The 16,217-nt window shown below is 64.6% G+C and carries 12 protein-coding genes; 5 read left to right on the top strand and 7 right to left on the bottom strand.

The annotated features are described in order from the left end of the window. Positions 1-185 precede the first annotated feature (185 nt). From Y706_RS0113970 to Y706_RS30680, 4 genes are all read left to right on the top strand, one after another. Positions 186-1,211 carry a nitrilase-related carbon-nitrogen hydrolase gene (locus Y706_RS0113970; protein WP_028277062.1) on the top strand — a complete coding sequence of 342 codons (1,026 nt, stop codon included), beginning with the start codon at positions 186-188 and terminating at the stop codon, positions 1,209-1,211. After that, a complete protein-coding gene (locus Y706_RS0113965) occupies positions 1,208-2,251 on the top strand; it encodes an agmatine deiminase family protein (RefSeq protein WP_028277061.1) in 1,044 nt (347 codons plus the stop codon). Before Y706_RS0113970 ends, Y706_RS0113965 begins: the two co-directional genes overlap by 4 nt. Then, entirely contained in the window at positions 2,248-3,816 is a 1,569-nt protein-coding gene (locus tag Y706_RS0113960) for an APC family permease (RefSeq protein WP_028277060.1), read from the top strand. Before Y706_RS0113965 ends, Y706_RS0113960 begins: the two co-directional genes overlap by 4 nt. 183 nt (positions 3,817-3,999) lie before the next feature. Beyond that, on the top strand, positions 4,000-6,075 hold the full coding sequence (locus Y706_RS30680; RefSeq protein ID WP_052355075.1) for a hypothetical protein: 2,076 nt from the start codon (positions 4,000-4,002) through the stop codon (positions 6,073-6,075). 28 nt (positions 6,076-6,103) lie between these two features. Here Y706_RS30680 and Y706_RS0113950 read toward each other — a convergent pair whose 3' ends face one another. The 7 genes from Y706_RS0113950 to speB all read right to left on the bottom strand — a co-directional run bounded on the left by Y706_RS0113950 (position 6,104) and on the right by speB (position 14,432). Beyond that, entirely contained in the window at positions 6,104-6,982 is an 879-nt protein-coding gene (locus Y706_RS0113950; protein WP_043436180.1) for a polysaccharide deacetylase family protein, read from the bottom strand. Between the two features lie 39 nt (positions 6,983-7,021). After that, positions 7,022-7,945 (bottom strand): NAD-dependent epimerase/dehydratase family protein, encoded by a 924-nt coding sequence (locus Y706_RS0113945; RefSeq protein ID WP_028277058.1) that lies wholly within the window; start codon positions 7,943-7,945, stop codon positions 7,022-7,024. Positions 7,946-7,982: 37 nt separating this feature from the next. Beyond that, positions 7,983-8,741 carry an SDR family NAD(P)-dependent oxidoreductase gene (locus Y706_RS0113940; RefSeq protein ID WP_028277057.1) on the bottom strand — a complete coding sequence of 253 codons (759 nt, stop codon included), beginning with the start codon at positions 8,739-8,741 and terminating at the stop codon, positions 7,983-7,985. Between the two features lie 108 nt (positions 8,742-8,849). Further along, positions 8,850-10,145 (bottom strand): D-arabinono-1,4-lactone oxidase, encoded by a 1,296-nt coding sequence (locus Y706_RS0113935; RefSeq protein ID WP_028277056.1) that lies wholly within the window; start codon positions 10,143-10,145, stop codon positions 8,850-8,852. Positions 10,146-10,173: 28 nt separating this feature from the next. Continuing rightward, entirely contained in the window at positions 10,174-11,676 is a 1,503-nt protein-coding gene (locus tag Y706_RS0113930; protein ID WP_028277055.1) for an aminobutyraldehyde dehydrogenase, read from the bottom strand. 99 nt (positions 11,677-11,775) lie between these two features. Further along, a complete protein-coding gene (locus tag Y706_RS0113925) occupies positions 11,776-13,248 on the bottom strand; it encodes a purine-cytosine permease family protein (RefSeq protein WP_028277054.1) in 1,473 nt (490 codons plus the stop codon). 179 nt (positions 13,249-13,427) lie between these two features. Then, entirely contained in the window at positions 13,428-14,432 is a 1,005-nt protein-coding gene (gene speB / locus Y706_RS0113920) for an agmatinase (RefSeq protein WP_028277053.1), read from the bottom strand. A 195-nt stretch (positions 14,433-14,627) separates the two neighbouring features. Between speB and Y706_RS0113915 the strand changes: the two genes are divergently transcribed. Continuing rightward, a complete protein-coding gene (locus Y706_RS0113915; protein ID WP_028277052.1) occupies positions 14,628-16,172 on the top strand; it encodes a PucR family transcriptional regulator in 1,545 nt (514 codons plus the stop codon). Positions 16,173-16,217: the final 45 nt, after the last annotated feature.

Raw genomic sequence — 16,217 nt, 5'->3', positions numbered from 1 at the left:
CGCCCCTGGGGAGGCACGCGCCGCGGGCCAGAAGCGGTCCGGCTGCCTGCCCGGGGACGGCTCAGGGTTTCACCCCGAATAAATAAATGAACTTTATTCATATTAGGTCTTGCCCCGTGCGGCCATCACCCTCAAACTAAATGAACAACGTTCATTAATGTGACGCCCGTCTCACTGGAGTAGCCATGATCGAAATCACGTCCCTCGACACCCCGCCCTCCCTCGCCCGCACGCTGCCCTCCGGCCGGCCGGCACTGCGGATCGGCGTCGTGCAGCACCGTTGGCATCCTGACGCCGCGGGCCTGCACGCCGAACTGGACGAAGGCATCGGGCGCGCCGCCCGGCTGGGAGCCACCGTCGTCTTCCTCCCCGAGCTCACGCTGTCCCGCTACCCCGCGGACACGCTCCCCGAAAATGACGCCGCCCGCGGCGGGACCATGCGCCCGCGGCCCTCGGACATCGCCGAGGACCTGTTCACCGGCCCCACGTTCCGGTTCGCGGCGGAGGCAGCCCGGAGGCACGGCACCTGCGTCCACGCTTCGCTGTACCAGAAGGCGGAGAACCCGGACGGCACAGACGACGGCCTGGGCCTGAACACCGCCATCCTGGTGTCTCCCGGGGGCGAACTCCTGGCCCGCACCCACAAGCTCCATATTCCCGTCACGGCAGGCTACTACGAGGACAAATTCTTCCGCCAGGGCCCGGACGGCGACGATGCCTACGAGGTCCACTCCCCCGCCGAACTCGGCGGCGCACGCTTGGGCATGCCCACCTGCTGGGACGAGTGGTTCCCGGAGCTGGCGCGGATCTACTCCCTCGGCGGCGCGGAACTCCTGGTCTACCCCACAGCCATCGGCTCCGAGCCCGACCACCCCGGCTTCGACACCCAGCCGTTGTGGCAGCAGGTCATCGTGGGCAACGGCATCGCCAACGGGCTGTTCATGGTGGTTCCCAACCGCTGGGGCAGCGAAGGCACGCTGAACTTCTACGGTTCCTCCTTTATCTCCGATCCCTACGGCCGGATCCTCGCCCAGGCACCGCGGGACGAATCCGCGGTGCTCATCGCGGACCTCGACCTCGACCAGCGCCGGGACTGGCTCACGCTTTTCCCCTTCCTGGCCACCCGACGCCCGGACACGTACGGGCGGCTGACCGAACCGGTACGCCCCGACGCCCCGCTCGGCGCCGACACCAGCAAGGCCACCGCATGAGCGCGTGGCGGATGCCGTCCGAAACGGCGCCCCAGGACCGTGTCTGGATGGCGTTCCCCACCGGCGGCTACACCCTGGGCGAAACAGCGGCAGAAGCCCACGCCGCGCGCTCCGTCTGGGCCGCCGTCGCGAACGCCGTCGTGGAATTCGAACCGGTCACCATGCTGGCGGCACCGGCGGATGTGCAGACCGCGGCGGCCTACCTCCACCCGGATATCGAGGTGTTCCCCGCCGCGCTGAACGACGCCTGGATGCGGGACATCGGCCCCACGTTCGTCCTCGACGACGGCGGCCGGCTCGGCGCCGTCGACTGGGTCTTCAACGGCTGGGGCGGCCAGGACTGGGCCGCCTGGGACAAGGACGCGCTCGTGGCGTCGGCCGTCGCGGCCCGCTCGGGGGCCAGCCACCTTGTCTCGCCGCTGGTGAACGAGGGCGGCGGCATCCACGTCGACGGCGAAGGCACCGTCCTCGTCACCGAGACGGTCCAGCTCGATCCGGGCCGCAACCCGGGGCGCAGCAAGGCCGACGTCGAAGCCGAGCTGGGCCGGTCCCTGGGCGTGAGCCACGTCGTCTGGCTTCCCCGCGGCCTGACCCGGGATTCGGAACGGTTCGGCACGCGCGGCCACGTCGACATCGTTGCGGCCATCCCGTCCCCGGGCACCGTGCTGGTCCATTCCCAGCAGAACCCGGCACACCCCGACTTCGAGGTCTGCCGGGACATCATCAGCCACCTCGCCACCACCCGGGACGCGGCCGGCCGCGAATGGAACATCATCGAGGTCCCGGCCCCGGAAACCCTGACGGATGAGGAGGGGTTCGTCGACTACAGCTACATCAACCACCTGGTGGTCAACGGCGGCGTCATCGCCTGCACCTTCGGCGACCCGATGGACGAAAAAGCCTTGCGCATCCTTGGCGACGCCTACCCCGGCCGCAGGGTAGTCGGCATCGACGCCCGCGAGCTCTTCGCCCGCGGCGGCGGCATCCACTGCATCACCCAACAGCAACCGTCCGTCCCCCAGAAAAAAGGTCAGCAATGAGTCAGACTATCGGCCGTGAAGACGGCACCATCACGCACGACGTCGTCGATCCGGCCGGTTCCAAGCACGGCATCTCGGGCAAGGGGCTCAAGGGCGGCCAGCTGGGCCTGCTCGCCGTCGTCGTCCTCGGCATCTCCTCCGTGGCACCCGCCTACAGCCTGACCAGTTCGCTGGGACCCGCCGTCGGCGCCGTGGGCCTGCAACTGCCGGCGATCTTCATTGTCGCGTTCATCCCAATGATCCTGGTGGCGTTCGCCTACCGTGAGCTCAACGCCGATTCACCGGACAGCGGCACCACCTTCACGTGGGCCACGAAGGCGTTCGGCCCGTTCGTCGGCTGGCTGGGCGGCTGGGGTCTGCTGGCCGCCAACATCATCGTCCTGTCCAACCTGGCCGGCGTCGCGGTGGACTTCTTCTACCTCTTCCTGGCCCAGGTGTTCAACAACCCGGACCTCGCGGACCTGACCGCCAACACAGCCGTAAACATCGTGACGTGCCTGGTGTTCGTGGCACTGGCCGTCTGGGTCAGCTACCGCGGCCTGCACGCCACGAAGCTGGTGCAGTACACCATGGTCGGATTCCAGGTCCTCGTCCTGGGCATCTTCGTCGTCATGGCACTCACCCACGCCGCCTCGGGCGACTCGGGCACCGCGATCGCCTTCAGCTGGGACTGGTTCAACCCGATGAAGATCGGCAGCTTCGAGCAGTTCGCCGCCGGCATGTCACTGGCCGTCTTCGTCTACTGGGGCTGGGACGTCTGCCTCACCGTCAACGAGGAAACCAAGGGCGGCAAGGGTACCGCCGGCCGGGCAGGAACCACGACGGCGGTCGCCGTCCTGGCCCTATACCTCGTCGCGATCGTGGCCACCATGATGGTTGCCGGCACCGGAACCGACGGCATCGGCCTGAACAACCCGGACAACCAGTCGAATATCTTTGCGGCACTGGCTTCCCCCGTCATGGGCCCGCTGGCCATCCTGATGTCCCTGGCCGTGCTCTCCGGCACCGCGTCGTCCCTGCAGTCCACCATGGCCTCACCCGCCCGCAGCCTGCTGGCGATGGGCCACTACGGGGCGCTGCCGCCGCGCTTCGCATCCGTCAGCAAGCGGTTCGGGTCCCCCGGTTTCGCAACGGTGATTGCCGGTGTGATCTCCGGCGGCTTCTACGCCGTCATGAAGGTAGTCAGCGAGAACGTCCTCAATGACACCATCATGGCCCTTGGCCTGATGATCTGCTTCTACTACAGCCTCACGGCCTTCGCCTGCACCTGGTACTTCCGGCACAGCCTGTTCTCCAGCGTCCGCAACTTCTTCATGCGGCTGCTGTTCCCGGTCCTGGGCGGCCTGGTCCTCACCGTGGTCTTCTTCCAGACCGCCGTGGACAGCTGGGCACCGGAATTCGGCAGCGGCTCGGAGGTCTTCGGCGTGGGCCTGGTGTTCATTCTGGGGATCGGCATCCTCGCCCTCGGCGTCGTGATCATGCTGGTCGCCGCGAAACTGCATCCGGGCTTCTTCCGGGGCGAGACCATCCGGAAGGACACCCCCGCCCTGGTGGTTCCGGAGTAGCCTCCCAGCAAGGACCCGCCGGCCCGGGTGAGCTCGGAGCCGGCGGGTTTTTGCGTGCGTCCGTGTCCCGCATAGCTGCCAGGCATGTTGAGGAACATCTCCCCGTGCTAGATTCACGCTGTCTGCATTTCCGCGGGCTCTAGCGCAGCCTGTTCCGGGCGCGGCAATTTGGGGGAAATTTTTATGCTGCTATTCGACCGCGTCCGGTCTCTATCAATTCCGTTGTTCCTCGTTGTGGTCATGATGCTTTCCCTGACACCGCTTGCCCCCGCCTCCGCCGCGCCGGATATGACGACGGCGGTCAGTGCAGCGTCCGCCGCGCCGTTGACGACGGCCCCCGTGCCGACAGTCACGGGCACAAGAAAGGTCGGGTACACCCTGACCGCGGTCCCGGGCATCTGGGGTCCGGCACCCGTCACTCTGACGTATCAGTGGAAGGCGAACGGCGTCGTCATCATTGGCGCGACCGCCGCCACCTACAAACTGGCCGCGGCGCAGGCCGGCAAGGCCCTCACCGTCACCGTCACCGGAACCAAGACCGGCTACACCACCGCCGCGAAGACCTCGGCCGGCACAGCGGCAGTCACGCCCGCAGGACCCGGCGTCGACGTGTCCTGGCCGCAGTGCGGCAAACCCCTGCCCAAGGGCCAGAGCTTCGCGATCATCGGTGTGAACAACGGCCTGGCGAACAACACCAACTCGTGCCTGGCCACCCAGCTGTCCTGGGCTGCCACGTCCACCGGCGGGACCGGGCAGCCCCTCGTGGCCCTGTACGTAAATACCGGAAACCCCGGAACGGCCGGCTCCTGGTGGGCTGTCTGCATTTCCGCGGGCTCTAGCGCAGCCTGTTCCGGGCGCGGCAATTTGGGGGAAATTTTTATGCTGCTATTCGACCGCGTCCGGTCTCTATCAATTCCGTTGTTCCTCGTTGTGGTCATGATGCTTTCCCTGACACCGCTTGCCCCCGCCTCCGCCGCGCCGGATATGACGACGGCGGTCAGTGCAGCGTCCGCCGCGCCGTTGACGACGGCCCCCGTGCCGACAGTCACGGGCACAAGAAAGGTCGGGTACACCCTGACCGCGGTCCCGGGCATCTGGGGTCCGGCACCCGTCACTCTGACGTATCAGTGGAAGGCGAACGGCGTCGTCATCATTGGCGCGACCGCCGCCACCTACAAACTGGCCGCGGCGCAGGCCGGCAAGGCCCTCACCGTCACCGTCACCGGAACCAAGACCGGCTACACCACCGCCGCGAAGACCTCGACCCCCACCGCAGCCATCGCCGCCGGCTCGCTCGGGCCGGCCCCGGTGCCGACGATCACCGGCATGACAAAAGTCGGCTACACCCTGACCGCAGTCCCGGGCACGTGGGGTCCGGCACCCGTCATCCTGAAGTACCAGTGGAAGGCGAACGGCGTCGTCATCATTGGCGCGACCGCCGCCACCTACAAACTGGCCGCGGCGCAGGCCGGCAAGGCCCTCACCGTCACCGTCACCGGAACCAAGACCGGCTACACCACCGCCGCGAAGACCTCGGCCGGCACAGCGGCAGTCACGCCCGCAGGACCCGGCGTCGACGTGTCCTGGCCGCAGTGCGGCAAACCCCTGCCCAAGGGCCAGAGCTTCGCGATCATCGGTGTGAACAACGGCCTGGCGAACAACACCAACTCGTGCCTGGCCACCCAGCTGTCCTGGGCTGCCACGTCCACCGGCGGGACCGGGCAGCCCCTCGTGGCCCTGTACGTAAATACCGGAAACCCCGGAACGGCCGGCTCCTGGTGGCCCACCAGCAACACCTATGCCGGGAAGACCGTGGCCAACCCGTACGGCACGTGCACCAAGGGCTCGGTCGGTTCGGCGTGCTCCTATATGTACGGTTACGCCAAGGCCTACGACGACGCCAACATCCGCGGGGTCAAGAACCCGGCCTCCTACACCTGGTGGTTGGACGTCGAGACCGAAAACTCCTGGTCAACGAACCAGGCCGCCAACAGAGCTGATCTGGAGGGCATGGCCGCCTACTTTGCCAGCATCGGCGCCAAAACCGGGCTCTACTCAACCGGCTATCAATGGGCACAAATCATCGGCACGGTGCCCTCGACGAGCAGCCTTTACGCCCAGCGAAGCTGGCTCGCCGGCGGGAGCTCCCTCCAAAACGCCAGCAGCATGTGTTCGGCAGCGCCGCTGACAGGCGGCGGTAAAGTCACCATGGCCCAGTACATCTCGGGCGGCTTCGACTACAACAAGTCCTGCATCTGAGTTCCAGCCTCCGCTGAGTAATCCGGATTCAGTAGTCCGGATAGAGCTCCTCGGACGCTGTAACTGGATTGAGGGGCTCGGCAATCAATGCAGGGTCACCGAGTGCCGCTTCCGCGAGCGCTTCGCACGTCGAGAAGCGGACATCGCCTCGTTCCAGCGCCGTTTCGATAACGGTCCGCAGCGCCTCCAGCCGTCCTGCCCGCCCGGTGAGGAACGGGTGGCAAGTGAGCATGAAAAGAGCACCATGACGTCGCATTGCGTCGATCTCATGAATCCACATGTCCGCCACGACTAGCGGCGACTGGATGATTTCACCGATCTTGGGTTCCGGAAGGAAGGCATACTGCTCCCAATCATCCAGACTCCAATGTGGGGGGAGCTCCGCAACTGTGCCTGCGGGGGTTTCGATGAGATAGGGGACGTCCGCATCCATCAGGCTGGAATCGTATTTCAGCCCGTATTCAGCCACCAACGACGGTGTCTGCCACGAGGGCTCCCACAGTGCGGCGCGGTGCCCCTTTGGAGAAATGCCGAAACGCCCAAGTGCAGCAAGCGCCAGATCGAAGTCGGCGCGTTCGTCGTCGAAACTCATGTTCACCGCGGTGCGGTGAGTGTGTGAGTGGTGCGCGATCTCATGACCCGACTCCAGGACCTGTTCCACCATGCGGGGATATCGCTCCGCGGTTACGCCTGGAATGAAGAATGTCGCCGGCTGCTGCACATCCTTCAACATCTGGAGAATCCGGGGAACACCCACCTTGGGTCCGAACGCCTGGTGCGTCATCGCCATCGCATTGTCGGCGTAGCGCCGGCCGGCGGCCAGGACGGGGGACTCGGCGTCGACGTCGAAGGTCAACGCGGCAACGCAGGCCGCCCCCTGCTTCCAGCCGCTTTTATCGATTGTCATGTTCGTCCCTTTTAGAAGAAATGAGTCAGAAGAAAGGGGTCAGAAGTCATGGGTGGAGAGCCAGTCGGCGTAGTCGCCGAGGGCCCGCTGCAGCGGCCAGACCGATTCGTAGCCGAGATCGGCGGCTGCGGAAGCGATGCTGAAGTGGCCCTGCAAATCCAGGGTTGGATCCGTCCCGGGCCCGATCTCCACGGTGGCGTCCGGGAATGCGATTCGAACTTCTTTGACGACGTCGCTGAGTGTCCAGTACTCGCTGCCGGAGATGTTGTAGGCCAGGGGCCTGGCCGAGGCCGTTTCTGGTGCCTGGACTGCCGCCAGGACGGCAAGGGCGACGTCGCGGACGTAGACAAGGTTGTAGCGGTGGTCGGCCCCGTGGTCCTGTGAGAATGAACCATCGCGGACTACGCCGCGCATAATGTCCCGCATGACTTCATCCATGCGGTTTCCGGGTCCGTAAACCTGGCCGATGCGCAGGGAGATGACGTCGACTCCATACCTGTCGCCGTAGACCTGTCCGAGCCATTCCCCGGTAACCTTCGTCACGGCGTAAGGCGTCGTCGGATTTACTGGCTCCGATTCGAGAACCACCGGTGCTGAGGTCTTTCCGTACACGCACTCGGAAGAGAAGTTGATGATCCGGTTGACGCCGTGGAGTCGTGCCGCCTCGAAAACCGCCACCGTTCCCTCGACGTTGGCAGCAAACGTAGCCAGGGGAAAGCTCAGGGAATAGGTCGGGTGGGATATGGCGGCGGTATGGACGATGGTGTCGACGTCGTGCTCCTTTAATACTTCGAGGAGACGGGGGATATCGAACAGTTCACCCTGGACGGAAACGACGTCGGGGCGTGGCGCCTCGATGAAGTCCCGGTTGTAGCTGACTGTTTGATGGCCGGCGTCGGCGAGTTCGTTGACGATGTGCCGTCCGGTGAATCCGGCACCACCTGTGACCAGAACAGAGCTCATGTGATTTGCCTTTCAGTAGGTGCGTTGGATGTGGGATTCAATGCCCAAGCGGGAACGTCGTGGTTCGACCACCATCGACAACAAGGTTGTTTCCCGTGACATAGGAGGATTCAGGACCCAACAGCCACAGGGCCGCCGCTGCGATCTCCTCAGGCAGGGCGAACCGGCCAAGCGGTACGGACACTTCGTCCCGGGCGCGTTCTTCTTCGTTCGCGAACTCGGCCGCAAGCATCGGGGTATCTGTCGTGCCCGGCGACAGTGCGTTGACCCGGACGCCGGCCGGTGCGAGTTCGGCGGCCAGTGACCGCATCATCGACAGGACGCCGCCTTTGGTCGCGGTGTATGCGGTGTAGCCTGCCTGGCCGACGAGTGACAGCTCACTGGCAGTGCAGACCAGCGATCCACCGCCGTTGGCCGAGAGCGTTCGCGCCGCTGCCCTGGCGAAGTGGAAAGTGCCGGTCAAGTTCACCCGGATCAGTCTCTGCCACAGCTCGTCCGATGTTTCGGCGATGGGCGCAACACTGGAGATTCCTGCGGCGTTGAAGGCCCCGCTCAGGGGCCCGAGTTCCGCTTCCGCCCGGGCGAAGGCGCCATCGACCTGTTGGGACTCAGATACGTCGGCTTCGATGAAGATCACAGCGCCCGAGAGTTGGCGTCGTGCGTCTTCAAGCAGACGGTCCGGGAGACCAACCGCTGCAACCTTTGCCCCTTGCGCCAGAAGGGCGCGGGTGGTCGCGAGGCCGATGCCGGAGCTGGCTCCGGTGACAAGGTAGGCCTTGTCCTGAAAATGGCTCATGTCTTCTCTTCCCCTCTTCCCCGTTGGTTCTGGCAAGGCCGGCAGAGTGCCCCCGGTCACGATTCGGGGGCATACGCCGGATTTGCCGATTTGACCCAGATGGCTGATTTAGCCAACGAGCGCACGAGTGTGGTCGTTAAGGAACATGCCGCGGGGGTCGAACTCCCGGCGTATCTGGATGAAGGTGTCAAGCTCCGGGTAGAGACGCTCCAATCGGCTCCTCGTCATGAAATGGATCTTTCCCCAGTGCGCGCGGGGCTCGAATTCCTGCAGCACCGCATCCGCATCCCGGAAGAAGGGCCAGTAGTCGGTCCCCGGTTCGGTGGTCAGCGTGATGACGGTGGTGTCGCGTCCTTGGAACTGGGACATGTAGCCTTCGTCGGCTTTCACCCAGCGGACCTCAACGGGGTACTTCTGGTCGGAATGCTTGGTGCGGATCAGATCCTGGACGGCCTGGACGGCCGCCAGTCCGTGTTCGCTGGGAACGAAGTACTCGAGTTCATGGAACGGTGTGGTGAATCCGCCCGGGTAGATGCGGTACGACCGGTCCAGCCGGGCACCTTCCGTGCGGGAAATTTCTCGCTCGTCCTGGACCTGGGCGACGTTGTACCGCTTGGTGTAGCTGCGGTTTGCCATGCTCTGGCCCGGCGAACCGGGCAGGTCCAGGAGCTCACAGGAATCGTCGTCCGGGCACCAGAGGAACGAGTAGTGCCGGTTCCCGTCGATGTCGGCCTGCCAGGTTGCCGCGGTCTCCGCCCACGTGGGATAGGTAATCTCCTCCTGCAGGTAATAGCGGTCCTCGACCGCCAGTTCGACCTCCAGGAAGATTCCGAGCGTCCCCAAGGCGACCTGGGCGGCCCTGAGTTCGCGGAGTTGCCCTTCGCCGATTTCGACGATTTCGCCGTAACCGTTGATCAGCCGGACCCAGCGCAGTGCTGATGAGAAGCTGCCCAGGTTCTTTCCGGAGCCGTGGGTGCTGGTCGCGAGTGCCCCGGCGATCTGCTGCTTGTCGATGTCGCCCTGGTTGCCCAGTGCCAGCCCCTGCTCCCACAGCGGATCGCCAAAGGCGTTGATGGTGGTGCCGGCCAGGGCCCTCGCGCGGCGCCCCATGAGGTCGGTTCCGGTGATGGCCGAGAGTGCGGACATATCCATCAGGACCCCGCCCGTCTGGACAAGCGGTGAGGACGAATGCCCTGAGCCGACTGCACGTACGGGGAGGCCTTCGCGGATGGCGAACCGGACGGCGTCGAGCGCCTCCTGTTCGTTCCGCGGCCGGACGGTGAAGGCCGGCGTGGCGCTCTGGTTGCCGCCCCAGTTGGTCCAGGTTACGTCTGTCCCGAACGGAGCGGACGGGGTTGCGGCGCGCGCCGACGACGCGGAGTGGGGATGATTCGTGGTGGTCATTGCTGGGCTCCGATGCTGGTCTAAACGCTCATGCGCCGTGGTTGATCATGACGTGCTTGGTCCGGGAGTAATCGTCCAAGGCATACAGCGAGAGGTCGCGGCCATAGCCGGATCCCTTGAATCCGCCCCACGGAACCTCGCAGGCCAACACCAGGTGTGAATTGACCCAGACGGTGCCGAAATCGAGCTGCTTCGGAACCCTGAGCGAGAGGCTCGAATCCCGGGTCCATACCGAGGCGGAAAGCCCGTAGGGACTCTCGTTGGCCCGGGTGATGGCCTCTTCAGTGGAGCTGAAGGACTCGACGGTGACCACTGGGCCAAAGATTTCGTGGGTAGCAATATGCGCCCCGGCCGGGACGTTGCTGATTACGGTGGGTTCAATGAAGTAGCCGGGGCCTTCCAACGCCGAGCCGCCGATGGCCACCTGCAGGCCCGCAGCTTTTGCCTCGGCAAGGGCTTCCTTCACGCGTTCGAAGTGCGGGCGCGAAATCATGGGACCGATTTCCACGTCTTCCCCTGCGCCCGGAGCGCCGACGACGAGCGTGCCGACTTCGCGTACCAGGTGTTCGGTGAACTCCTCGGCCACGGACTCGTGCACGAGCACACGGCAGGCGGCGCCGCAGTCCTGGCCGGCATTCCAGAAGCCGGCGTTTCGCACGCCGGCGGCGGCCGCGCGGAGGTCGGCGTCGGCGAAGACAACAACCGGGGCCTTGCCGCCGAGTTCCAGATGGACGCGCTTGACAGACCTGGCCGCGGTCTCCGCGACTGCCTGTCCGCTGACGACGCTCCCCGTCAGCGCAATGAGCGCCACATCAGGGTGTTCGGAGAGTCGCTGCCCGACGGTTCGGCCTTTACCCGTCACGACGTTGAGGATGCCATCGGGGATGCGTCCGGCGACAAGTTCTGCCAGCTTCAGCGTCGAGAGCGGCGTCTGTTCCGAGGGTTTGAGGACGATGCTGTTTCCGGCGGCGAGGATGGGCGCGATCTTCCAGGCAGCCATCAGCAGCGGGTAGTTCCAAGGGGTGATGACGCCGACGACGCCGACGGGTTCCCTGAGGATGACCGAGGTGTGTCCGGTGGCGTAGTCGCCGCCTGCCATGGACGTCAGCGTGCGGGAAGCTCCGGCCATGAACCGGAAGGTGTCGATGGTGCTGGAGACATCGTCCTCCGCGACGGTCCGCGGTTTGCCGGTGTTGGCGGACTCGATGATTTCGAACGCCTCCCGGTTGGCCTCAATGATGTTGGCGATCAGGGACAGCACCTCGGAGCGTTCCTTCGGGGTCGTGGCGCCCCAGGACTTCTGGGCCGCCACGGCGGCCTCAACCGCAACGTCCACATCCGCGGCCGTGCCGGCCTGAACCGATGCGATGACCTGCTCTGTGGTGGGATCTACGACGTCGATCAGCTGAGTCGAAGAGCCGGGAACAAACGCTCCAGCGATGAAGTGCCCCGCCGGAGGCAGGAAGCTGGCGCAGCTTTGCTCCTCTGAGGAACGTCGGACTGTGAACTGCTCGGTGTCAGTGAGTGTCATGATATTTCGCCTTTGTTTTCTGCGCCGATCGCGGCGCCGGGAGTTTGGTGTGGGGGTGGGCGGTATGTGCCCGGGGTGCGCAGTGTGCCGGAGCGGGCGTTACGCCCGCGGCGCCTCAATCAGGTCACCTGCGAATGCGGGCGACTGAAAGGGGGCGGCTTCCGGCGTTTTCCGGAACATGCGTGCCGCGAAGTAGTACAGGGGTGCAACAACCACCAGGCCGACAATCCAGGAGAGGTCCACGCCGTTCATCGCTGCGGCAGCGGGGCCCGTGAACATCGCTGTCGCCGAGAACGGAACCTGGATCAGTGCGCCGGCAACATAGGCTCCGATCGCCACCCAGTTGAACCTTCCGTACACTCCGCCGTCGCGCTTGAAGAAGTCTTCAACCTGGTAGTCGCCGTGCCGCAGGAGGTAGTAATCGACCAGGTTGATGGCCGTCCAGGGAACCAGGACGTACATCAGGAAGGAGAGGAAGTTCGTGTAGAAGAAGATGAAATTGTCACGGGCGAACAGCGCGATCATAAGGGCGAGGGTGAAGAGGAGGATTGACGCAATGGTCCGGGTCTTGGCGTGGGGCAACCAGGCCGGCCTGAACGTCTGCCCAATGGTGAGGGTGCACAGGACCCCGCAGTAGAGGTTCATGGCGTTCGACGCCGCAACGCCGAGGCAGAAGATTCCGATGATCACCATGGTCCATGGCCCGAGCAGGGCTCCCAGGCTCCCCACTATTTCGACGCTGCTGCCGTCGTTGATCAGTGCCAGTGCGAGCGTTCCCACCAGGGCACCCAGGACCATCGGGAAGAGTGTTCCCAAGACGCAGCCCGAGTAGGACGCCCAGAACGCCGGGGCCGAGCCGGTGCCCTGCGGCATGTAGCGGGAGTAGTCCGAGACGTAGGGAGCGTAGGCGAGCTGCCAGAGGGCGGAGACGGAGATAGTGGCCATGAAGCCGACCCAGTTGAAGTTTCCCTGGTCCAGGAAGCTGGCCGGCAATCCGTGGACGGCCAGGATCCAGACGAAGGCCAGCACCAGCGCCAGACCGGCCACGACGCTCAAGATGCGTGCATAGGCGTGGATGAGCCGGTAGCCGAAGATGGTGGCCACGACGCTCACGACGCCAATGACAATGATGCCTGCATCGACACTGATGCCCGGGGTGACTGCGGCCAGCGCTTGGCCGCCAAAGACGAGGTTCGCCGCAAAGAACCCGACGTACATGACCACCACGATGACCACGATCAGCAGTGCCCCGTACGAACCGAACTGGCCGCGGGTCTGAATCATCTGCGCCACGCCTAGCTGCGGGCCCTGGGCCGAATGCAGTGCCATGAAGATGCCACCGACAACGTTCCCAATGATGATTCCGACGATTGCCGGCACAAAGCTGAGCCCGAACACCGTCGTCGCGAGTCCCCCGGTCACGATGGTCATGATCATGATGTTGGAACCGAACCAGATGGTGAAGAGGTCCCGGGCCTTGCCATGGCGTTCGTGGGCCGGGATGGGTTGAATGGTCTTGTCCTCGAGCCGGGGTACTTCGGCTGTGACGGCGTGAGTGGGTCGAGCGTTCATGATGCGTTCCGGGAGTTCATGGGAACCTCTTTGTTCTGTCCCGGCGCTTCGTCGAGCACGGGATCTGATGTATCAATCATTGGTGACTTTTGTCACAGTGGTAATCCGGCGATTGAATAGTTGCCGTAGACCTGTTCATACATATGTATAAATCAGGTGCGAGAGCCCAGCGGTTGCGTTTAGACGGTTGCCGCTTGCAGCTCCTCAGTGACGTTGGCGGTGGCCTTGCTGCGGTTCACCATCAGGGCGAGGAGGTCGAAGACCAGCGTCGCCGCGGCGACCGTGGTGATGTCTGCATGGTCGTAGGCCGGAGCGACCTCGACGACGTCGGCGCCCACGATGTTGATGCCGTTCAATCCGCGGAGCAGCGCCAGCAGTTCGCGGGAGTGGAGCCCGCCCATTTCCGGGGTGCCGGTGCCCGGGGCGTAGGCCGGGTCCAGGACGTCGATGTCGATGGAGACATAGACCGGGGTGTCGCCCAGCCGCTCCATGACGCGCTGGATCGCGGCCGGAACCCCGATGACGTCCAGGTCCGAGCAGCGGATGATCTGGAAGCCGAACTCGTGGTCGCGAAGGAAATCGTTGCGGTCATAGACCGGGCCGCGGATGCCGACGTGCATCGACTTGTCCTCGACCAGAAGGCCTTCCTCGAAGGCCCGGCGGAAGATGGTTCCGTGCGTGACCGGCTGGTCGAAATAGGTGTCCCAGGTATCAAGGTGTGCGTCGAAGTGGAGAAGGGCCACGGGACCGTGGACCTTATTCAAGGCCCGCAGCATCGGGAGCGCGATGGTGTGGTCGCCGCCGATGGAGATGAGCCTCTTGCCGGAGCCGGCGTCGCCAAGGAGCGGGAGGGCCTGCTCCTCGATCTCGCGGACTGCGCGGGCGATGTCGTAGGGGGTACAGGCGATGTCGCCGGCGTCCACAACCTGGGCTTCGTATACGGGCTCAACGTCGAGCTCCGGGTGGTAGCCGGGGCGCAGGAGCCGCGACGCCTCACGGACAGCGGCGGGACCGAAGCGGGCGCCGGGGCGGTAGGAGGTACCGCCGTCGAACGGGACACCGACGATTGCAATGTCGTAGTCCGGGACCCGGTCAATCTGAGGAAGCCGGGCAAAGGTGCCCAGGCCCGCGTAGCGGGGAACTTTTGTTGCGTCGACGGGGCCGATTGGCTTGTGCGTGGTCATGACTGGGGTCCTCCGGTTGCTGTGGTTTCAGTCGGCCTGGCAATTTCTTCCTGCGCCGGTCGAGGTCTATGCCTTAACTATTAGTGATCGGCGTCACGCGGTACATCCGCCGATTGACTACAAAGAGCCGAGAGGCTTATACATATGTATAAGCGGGCTGGGGACGGCCTCCGGACTCGTGAACAGGAACTGCGCATGTCGATCACCGTGGCCGAACTGCTTGCCGAACCCCAGCTGGGACTGAGCCTTCTGGCGGGCTCCGCCGGCTTGGGCAACCGGGTCACCTGGGCCCACACCTCCGACCTGCCGCGCCTCTGGGAATGGGTCACCGGCGGCGAGCTCATGATGACTAACGGGCTCTCCATTCCGGCCGATCCCGAGGGGCAGGTTGAGCTTGCCGAGGCACTGGTCAACGCCGGTGCCAGTGCACTGGCGATCGGCGAGCAGATGCATGCCCCTGAACTCTGTCCCGAGTTCCTCGAAGCCTGTGACCGCTTGCCGTTGCCGGTCATCAGCATCCCCTACCCGCTTCCGTTCATCGCCATCGCACGTTCGGTCGCTGAGTCTTCGTTGCTCGAAGAGTCCCGCAGGCTGCGCCAGACGGCCCGTATTTATGACCTGCTGCGGCTGGCGGGGCCATCCGAGGACAACTGGCTGGGACTGATCCTGGGTATCGAAGCCGAACTCGATGCCAGCCTCTTCGTCATTGATCGACGGTGCCTGCACGCCTGGCATCCCGGAGGCCAGCCGCTGCCACCGGGCCTCAAGCAGCAACTTGAACCGCTGACCAGCAAGTCACCGGTGGCCAGCAAGAAGTTCCAATGGCATCGGTTGGGGGAAGGCCACCTTCTGATGATGGATATTCCGACTCACGCCAACGCGCTTCTGGTGGTGCTGCCGAAATCCGAACCGCTCCCGGACGCTGTAGTGCTGCTCCATGCGGCCACAGTCCTGGGACTCGAGCTGTCGCGGACGGTGCTGTCTCTCGAGAACCAGCGCCGACTGGGTGCGGAGTTCCTTTTGCAGGCCTTTGACGGGCGCCTGGGCATAGCCGACATTGAAAGCCGACTGCCTGAGTTCGGGATTTCGTCACGGGAATTCCTCATCATCTCTATGTCCAGCGACGACGGTGAGCGCCTGGCAGGGATCCACGTTGATCTCTGGCGACACGGCTACCCGACGGCGTGCCAGCGCAGATTCGACACAATCCATTTGGCTGTCGCAGCAGACTGCACCGATGATCTGCTGCGACACACGGTCCCCTTGGACGTCAGGATCGGGATCAGCCGGCCTTCCGCGGCCGCTGGTGTGCAGAGAGCTCTTCAGGAATCGATGTGGGCACTTGGGACGGCGTCAAGCACCGGTGAGCGGTTGGTCCGCTATGCCGAGGGACCCTCGTGGCTCGGGCTCACCAGCTTTGAGGAAGGCCACGCCCTGGTCCAGCGGCTCCTCGGACCCATTTTCGAGTACGAACAGCGGGAAAACGGGGACCTCATCCTCACGCTCAAGACGTTCCTCGACACGCAACGGTCCTGGCAGAAAACGGCAGCCGCCCTGTTCGCGCATCGGCAGACCATCATCTATCGCATCCGAAAGATCAGCGAGCTGACGGGCCTCGATATGACCGAAACCTCCACTCTGGCGCAACTGTGGTTTGCCCTGCAGATCCATGAAGCCATGGACCTCCACGACAATCCGCGGCGCCTGCCGTCGGCTGAGGTCAGCACTCCACGACGTTGACGGCGAGGCCGCCCATTGCGGTTTCCTTGTATTTGGAGCTCATGT

It is taken from the genome of Arthrobacter sp. I3 (assembly GCF_000520575.1).
Lineage (GTDB): Bacteria > Actinomycetota > Actinomycetes > Actinomycetales > Micrococcaceae > Arthrobacter > Arthrobacter humicola_A.
The sequence above is the reverse complement of the archived record's forward strand: the minus strand, read 5'-3'. Positions and strand labels throughout refer to the sequence as shown.

Coding starts and splice junctions, on each gene's coding strand:
- Y706_RS0113940 (WP_028277057.1), bottom strand. CDS start 8,741: ATGAGCCATTTTCAGGACAAGGCCTACCTTGTCACCGGAGCCAGCTCC.
- Y706_RS0113950 (WP_043436180.1), bottom strand. CDS start 6,982: ATGACAATCGATAAAAGCGGCTGGAAGCAGGGGGCGGCCTGCGTTGCC.
- Y706_RS0113945 (WP_028277058.1), bottom strand. CDS start 7,945: ATGAGCTCTGTTCTGGTCACAGGTGGTGCCGGATTCACCGGACGGCAC.
- speB (WP_028277053.1), bottom strand. CDS start 14,432: ATGACCACGCACAAGCCAATCGGCCCCGTCGACGCAACAAAAGTTCCC.
- Y706_RS0113930 (WP_028277055.1), bottom strand. CDS start 11,676: ATGACACTCACTGACACCGAGCAGTTCACAGTCCGACGTTCCTCAGAG.
- Y706_RS0113960 (WP_028277060.1), top strand. CDS start 2,248: ATGAGTCAGACTATCGGCCGTGAAGACGGCACCATCACGCACGACGTC.
- Y706_RS0113970 (WP_028277062.1), top strand. CDS start 186: ATGATCGAAATCACGTCCCTCGACACCCCGCCCTCCCTCGCCCGCACG.
- Y706_RS0113925 (WP_028277054.1), bottom strand. CDS start 13,248: ATGAACGCTCGACCCACTCACGCCGTCACAGCCGAAGTACCCCGGCTC.
- Y706_RS0113915 (WP_028277052.1), top strand. CDS start 14,628: ATGTCGATCACCGTGGCCGAACTGCTTGCCGAACCCCAGCTGGGACTG.
- Y706_RS30680 (WP_052355075.1), top strand. CDS start 4,000: ATGCTGCTATTCGACCGCGTCCGGTCTCTATCAATTCCGTTGTTCCTC.
- Y706_RS0113935 (WP_028277056.1), bottom strand. CDS start 10,145: ATGACCACCACGAATCATCCCCACTCCGCGTCGTCGGCGCGCGCCGCA.
- Y706_RS0113965 (WP_028277061.1), top strand. CDS start 1,208: ATGAGCGCGTGGCGGATGCCGTCCGAAACGGCGCCCCAGGACCGTGTC.